This window comes from Pseudoalteromonas neustonica, assembly GCF_001653135.1.
GTDB classification, from domain to species: domain Bacteria; phylum Pseudomonadota; class Gammaproteobacteria; order Enterobacterales; family Alteromonadaceae; genus Pseudoalteromonas; species Pseudoalteromonas neustonica.
Genome location: NZ_BDDS01000038.1, coordinates 1 through 6,606 on the forward strand (window position 1 = coordinate 1; position 6,606 = coordinate 6,606).

Sequence of the window (6,606 nt, forward strand, 5' to 3'; positions counted from 1 at the left end):
TTTATATGTTCAAGATTATATCAATCACGTAAAGGTGTAGAGTGTGCTTTATGTAATGATATTCCAGACAAAAGTGATAAAAACACCTAACAAGCGCCTTAGCTCCGACAATGTTAAGTTGTCATGGTTTTGGCAAACAACGCAAAAAGCCATGCCAACACATTGCGTGTTAGGCGGGCGTTGTGGCTGTAGAATTACTCTTTTTTAAGAAAAACAGCCTGTTTTATTGGTTCCAAATGCATTACCTAATGCTTTAAAAACGCTTAGAGTTAATCACAGGAGCTCGTTTTTTAATTTAATTTGGCTGTTGGAGTTATTCTACAGTCTCGTTATATTCCTAGAGGTAGTATGGACGATACGGTAGAAATAAATAGAGAAAACCTTCTTCGTTGGGGTCGCAACAATGATGTATACATAGATTATTGCGAAGTAGATAATTAACTCTTTCTCAGACTTAGCTGCCATTCGCTAGGCGATATTAAGTAACCTGTGATCGGCTTAATAAAGGGTTCTCTAGCAGTATTTATATAACATCTTCGTTAAATTTACTTGCAATAGGTTAGCTATTGACGCGAAATTCACCTCAAATTAAGAAAAACTATCAAGCTAGATATCCATAAAAATAACTTTCCCGATATGTCCACTTGTTAAATATCTCTTAAACCGAGTTCAGGTTAAGTAAACTGATAATGGTCTGCTTGCCAAGTCTTTGATAAAATAAACCATACACTTGGCTTTAGTAGTTTATTTATGCATCCACGAGGGCGTATCAAACTTACTATACATTAACGAATTTTTTATGCGCTATTATTTTGAAAAGTATTATTTTGATCAAGATACTTTTACACTTTACTACAACGAAAAACCCAAAGCTTTAAAAGGTAATGAAGCAAAACTATTAGCTTTATTTATCAAAAATACCGATGAAATTCTGAGTAAAGAAACTATCCTCGATGAAATTTGGGGGCAGCAATCTGTTTCTGAACAAGTTGTTTTTCAGAATATTAGTCAATTACGCAGTGTTTTTGGGAGCAGTGCGATTAAAACCTTTCCTAAAAAAGGCTATCAATGGCAGTTGCCTTTTGAAGTCAAAGAAGCAAGTGAAGCAGAAAAACTAAATGAAGTAGCGACTAAAAGTAGAAAGCCTCAAACTTATTTGTACTTTATTGCCTCTTTGCTTTTAATTGCAATGTCTATCCTTTTATTTTGGCTCAATGATAATGCCTCTCAAAATAAAGTCGCCAGTAAACTATACCTGCTCCCTTTTTCGATATCTGCCGAGTTAGATAAAGAAAGGGTTGCACATTTTGAAAAACGAATAGCCGAAAATGCAAATTATCTTGGCGATAATCCGCGGTTAGCTTCACTAGATACAACTGCTTTATTTCGCTATTCAGATATGACGAGAGAAAATGCAAAACTAGATGACCAGTCAATGTTGATTTCGGGTTATCTATCTTCTTTTAATGAGAGTTTACTTTTTGAGTACAAACTACTGGGAGTTAAACGGGACTGGCATGGTTTTGTTATTGCTAAAAACGAAACGGACTTGGCTAGCTCACTTAATGATACTATTGAGAATGTTCAGCGAACAGGTTACTTGAATGAGCCTAACCCAAGGGTATTAAGCGCAAAGTTGCAATTACTGTTAGAGCAACAACCTCAGGTCCCCTCCGTTATATATCATGTTATTAAACAGCAGATTGGTAACCAACAGTATGATATTGCGAAAGCTTTAATCGAAAAACTGATTGAATTCCCTCATCAAGGACCACATTCACCTTACATTGCACTCGGGTTGTACCTCAAAGGGGGGGGGTTTCACCAACAAGGAGAATATCACTATGCGTTGAAGTATTATCAGCGTGCATTAGCTAAAGTAAAGGAATCAAAGTTTTCAGATATTGCTTATAAAATAGAAATATCATTAGCGTGGCTTGCCTATGCAAAACATCAGCCTGCTCAGTTACAGAAGCATATAAAAAAGGCGAGTGAATATGCTAGCAAGAAAGGTGATGTTATAGCACAAGTCTCAGCCCACACAACAGGATCAATTTTGTCGCATAAGTTGGGAGACTTGGTAAACCGTTATCAATACTTAAATACTGCTAAGTCACTACTAATTACTCATAATATTGATGACGCTTATTTTGCTACTATTTATTATCATCTAGCGTTATTCGCATCGAGTCCGATTGAAGCAGAGTCATACTATTTAAAAACGTTAAGTTTACCTAAATTATCAAGTTATCAATGGCTTTATGAAAGCTGTGTTGAAGATCTATTCACTTGGTATATAGACAATGAAAGGTGGAAAGATGCATTATCTTTGTCAGATTCGCAGCCAAAAAATAGTTTTAACCTTAATCAAAAAGCGAAGCTATTGCGTGCTCAAAAAGATAATGTTGCGGCAATTAGCGTAGCTAAGCAAGCGTTTAATAACGCAAGATTAACTTACCAGCACAATAATGCGTTGCATGCTTCACTGCTCCTGTATCAACTGCAAAAGTTTACTAGTGACCCCAACACGCCAGAATACAGGAACTATATTAGGGAAAATGCGTCAGTGTTTTGGTTAGAGAAGCACAAAGCAGAGCTGATAAAGCTAGACTATTTTGAGACGTAGTTGCTACGAACTACGTCTCAATTTTGCTAAAATATATTGCTGTGTCAGCTTTTAGTTGAGCTAAGTAGCTTATGGTAATTTAAGCTTTCACCCATTTTTAAGGTTTTTACCGTAAAGTTTGGTGTCGACTGTTTAATCGCTAAATCGAGTCGTCTTAAAGGCTCATGCACATGCTCACAGCCTAAGGTCCACGTGCCATAACCCCAAGGAACAAAAACCTTACAGCCTAAATCTTCTGCGGCTTGTATTGCGTCTTCGGGAGACATATGTACACGTCGCTTTCCTTCATGGTAAGCGACTATTGGCATTAGGCAGACATCCATTGGACCCATTTTAGCTCTTATATCTTTGAATACATCGCTATAACCTGTATCTCCGGCAAAATATACTTTATATTCACCATCATCCAGCATCCAGCTCCCCCATAAACTATCATCGGTATCAAAAATTCCTCTTGAAGAGTTATGGTTACTAGGTAAAAAGTGTACTTGGGTTTTACTGTGTTGGGTTTGCGTATACCAATCCATTTCGGTTGTTGGTCCAACGCTGTAATCTACGTCACTACTACTGTCTAACGGTAAGTACAAATGTGTTCTTTCACTGAATTCATTTAGAGTTTTATTACTTAGGTGGTCGAAATGGTCATGTGAAATCAACACACCAGAGACAAAGTCTAACTCTTTAGCTTTAACAGGGGCCTCGCCAAGGCGAACAAACGACGTACTCATACTTTGCCCTAACCAACCTAAAAAACCATCAAACTCATGAAAAACAGGGTCGGTAACAAACGCATCATTATTCATTTGTTGAATTAAAAAGCTGGCATGTCCTAACCATGTTATTTCACCTTGCTTATGCTCATCAATTTTAATGTCTGAGTAAACTAAATCTGCGAAGTTGTAACCATAACTTTTACTGTATTTATGCGATGGCACGGGATCAAGAAAAGCTCTCTCAACCACCATTTTTTCTTCTGGTTTTAGTAAATCTAAATCATCATTGATGTGGTGCGGGCCGTTTCCAATAAAGTGGCTTGGAAAAAGGTTCTCGTAAGGTGCAGTACTTGTTTTTCGTTCTGGGTTTTCTATCCGCTCGATTTGGGAACTACAACCCGTTAATAGCATAAGGGAAATAATGTGAGAGAGTGTTTTTAATTTCATGATAAGGCGCTCTTTGTTAATTTTTCATCGAGGATAAAAAAAATAACAAATGAAGTCTTATTGAAAACTTATTTTAAGTTGAATAGAAAATGAATAGTTTTTTAATCCTTTAAAAACAGTTTGTTATTTTTTTAAAGGATTAAAAAGAAAGTAAAATAAAACCTTGTAATTAACTGCTTATCATATAAGTATTAGTCGGTATTATCTGTTGTTACAGCGCAAAGCGCCCAACTGATTGCATAACTGACTGCTAATTTTAGTCATTATAAATCACCTTCAGTGAAAAAGAATTAAACATGTTAAAACGTATTTTTGTAGTAGCTTTTGCTTGTTACTTTATACTTGGTTGCGCTAGTTCAAATCAACCCAGTGGTGTCTATAACCAGGCTGAGGCTAATGCCATAAAAGGTAAACATTGGTTGAAAATGAATCTCAAGCGCGAAGGAGTTATTGCTACCGATTCAAACTCATTGGGGTCGCGTCTTGCTTTTTGCCTTTGCCGCTCAAAAGACAAAATTAGAACTGAAATTAGTTTTAAAATATAAACCTTTCATTTTCAACATTATTAAAACATATAAACATTATTAACTTGTAACATATATTTAACCCCGATGCAGCACGAAGTGCCTCTGTGATCTCTGTGGTAAATTTGAATTATACGCCCTAAAAAACGACCTACAATTTAAACCAACCTACCAATCACACGCGTCAGCAAGCTCAGCGCCTACGCTTGACAAGATAATAGGACAGGCACAATTTTTAGAAAATTAGCGTTCTCACATTCAACCTTGTGGCTGTCCTTTTTTATACATAAATCCCTCTAATTACGCCTATTTACATTTTGCAAATAGCGTTTAGTTTATTTTCCTTGTTGATCATACCTAAATCAAACAGTTGCTGCGCTGTAGACTTGAGTAATTGATTTTCCTCTGGCGTTCTAGATTTTTTAATAACCAAGTTTGCATAGCTAATTTCAGCCGGTTTATTGCACGAGTTTTCTTTCTGCATTCAAAGCACTTTATCGCATGTGCATCAATCCAAAATTTTAATTGTTCAAACCAATATTGCTGCTCTTTGGCAACTGTACTGCCTTGTTCATAAAATAGAAAAGCTGCAAAACACGATGCATTAAAAAAGGGGAACCCTTTTAAACCGAAATATGCCACTTAGCCACCTGTAATCCACTCTAAAACAGCCATTAAAACAACTGCACATTCTCTTTTTAAATTTTATGTAAACTAGCGATAACTGATTGAACCAAAATAGGAACTCAGCTATGGTTGATTCATCAATAAAAATAAATTTAAAACGAGTTAATCTACAGGCTCGTTAGGCATTTAGTATGAATCATCACGTTGATCATAAAATCGAAGCGTTTGTAAAAAAAACTAAACGGCCGCAGTTAAATGTAGCTATTTGGGATGACGGTACACAATCTCATGCCTCTTACGGTTTTAATAAAAATATTAATGTTGATGTATTTGAAATTGGCTCTGTAGGGAAAACCTTTACAGCTACTTTATTAGCAATACTTGCCAGGAACGGTGTTGTAGATATAGACGATAGAGTTGGGAAATATTGTCCTAATTTACCTATTGTAAAGGATATTACACTCAAACAACTAGTGACACACACTTCGGGCCTTCCTTCAGATCCGATTAAGGAAATAAATCTTTCTTATTCAAAGTTTATGTCAAGCGTGCTTAGCTTCAATAAGTCACAAATTGATGACTTTTTAAATGCCATTAAAAAGCCTCTTAAAACAGGTAAGTTTAAATACTCAAATTTAGGGATGGCACTGCTTGGAAATATTTTGGCTGAATGCCAAGGAACAACATACGAAGAAACTGTTAAAAAACATTTGTTAGATCCACTAGGTATGGCTGATACTCATGTAAGTGGTAAAGCTTATAATGCTCAGCGTTTAGCTAAAGGGCATAGTGCTAGTGGTAAAGAGTTACCTGATTTTAAATGGGATGGAATGGAACCAGCAGGTGTATGGCGATCAACAACTAATGATATGCTTCAATTCCTAAAGGCTCATTTAGGTTGTTTTGGTAACGATTGGAAAGCTTTGCTACAAGAGACAACATCACCTGTTTTCAACGAAGCCAAAATGGAAAGTATTGGATTTGCTTGGGCACTTGGTGAAAGTCAAGAATTAGGTGAAATAGCATGGCACAATGGTGGCACTTTTGGCCAGCATTCAATTGTTGTGTGTTGTAGAGATAAAAATATGGCAATAGTCATTCTAACTAACAAAGTACCAAAGCTATGGCATAGTTTTTTTTCTGGTTACAGCCTAGAGTCGCTATCAACAGGTATTTTGAAGTTGTTAGTTACTAATAAAGAAAGCATCGAGTAAATGCCTAATCTGGTAGCCGGAGGTCTCTAACCTCCAGCCCCCACACCACCCATCATGCGCTTTTTATTAACAGGAAGTGCAATGGGCGATTCATCTCCCGTAATGAATATTGATCCAAATATCTTTCAATGACACTAAATCTTGTGACGCTAAGTAATCATTGCCTAATGCAATGTTAATTCCTTTTGTTTTTGAGCTTCTACAAGGGCCTTCGTTTCCAAGCGCCTACTTTTGGTACTGGTGATACCACAGGCTATGGCGAGTCGCTCGCTAACACCCAATTTCATTAAACTGCGTACTTTAGTACGTGCTATTCCTTAATAGAGAGCGCCACTGCCGCCAGTAGCACATCCTTATCCTACGGCGGATCCAATGATCTAAATCCACTGTTAGTTGATAAGCGTTGGCTATTAGGTAGTAGTGTCCCCAGCCACGTAAATACTGTGTGAGTTTAT

5 protein-coding genes and 1 pseudogene are annotated in these 6,606 nt (G+C 36.7%); 3 read left to right on the forward strand and 3 right to left on the reverse strand.

All coding sequences use genetic code 11. The features are described 5' to 3' along the window. The first annotated feature begins 799 nt into the window (after nucleotides 1–799). Nucleotides 800–2,626 carry a winged helix-turn-helix domain-containing protein gene (locus A7967_RS21755; protein WP_064436095.1) on the forward strand — a complete coding sequence of 609 codons (1,827 nt, stop codon included), beginning with the start codon at nucleotides 800–802 and terminating at the stop codon, nucleotides 2,624–2,626. A gap of 44 nt (nucleotides 2,627–2,670) precedes the next feature. Here the strand turns inward: A7967_RS21755 and A7967_RS21760 are convergent, their stop codons facing one another. Beyond that, entirely contained in the window at nucleotides 2,671–3,786 is a 1,116-nt protein-coding gene (locus tag A7967_RS21760) for an MBL fold metallo-hydrolase (protein ID WP_054206925.1), read from the reverse strand. Between the two features lie 296 nt (nucleotides 3,787–4,082). Between A7967_RS21760 and A7967_RS21765 the strand changes: the two genes are divergently transcribed. Then, on the forward strand, nucleotides 4,083–4,331 hold the full coding sequence (locus A7967_RS21765; RefSeq protein ID WP_054206924.1) for a hypothetical protein: 249 nt from the start codon (nucleotides 4,083–4,085) through the stop codon (nucleotides 4,329–4,331). Nucleotides 4,332–4,620: 289 nt separating this feature from the next. On the opposite strand, the gene A7967_RS23070 is transcribed toward A7967_RS21765, so the two are convergent. Then, on the reverse strand, nucleotides 4,621–4,794 hold the full coding sequence (locus A7967_RS23070; protein WP_157756435.1) for a hypothetical protein: 174 nt from the start codon (nucleotides 4,792–4,794) through the stop codon (nucleotides 4,621–4,623). A 334-nt stretch (nucleotides 4,795–5,128) separates the two neighbouring features. Here A7967_RS23070 and A7967_RS21775 point away from each other — a divergent pair, with 334 nt between their 5' ends. Beyond that, the gene (locus A7967_RS21775; protein WP_054206922.1) at nucleotides 5,129–6,151 is read left to right on the forward strand and encodes a serine hydrolase domain-containing protein; all 1,023 of its coding nucleotides are present in this window, start codon (nucleotides 5,129–5,131) and stop codon (nucleotides 6,149–6,151) included. Nucleotides 6,152–6,241: 90 nt separating this feature from the next. Here A7967_RS21775 and A7967_RS23530 read toward each other — a convergent pair. Next, nucleotides 6,242–6,606, reverse strand: a pseudogene (locus A7967_RS23530) (group II intron maturase-specific domain-containing protein); the annotation flags it as partial.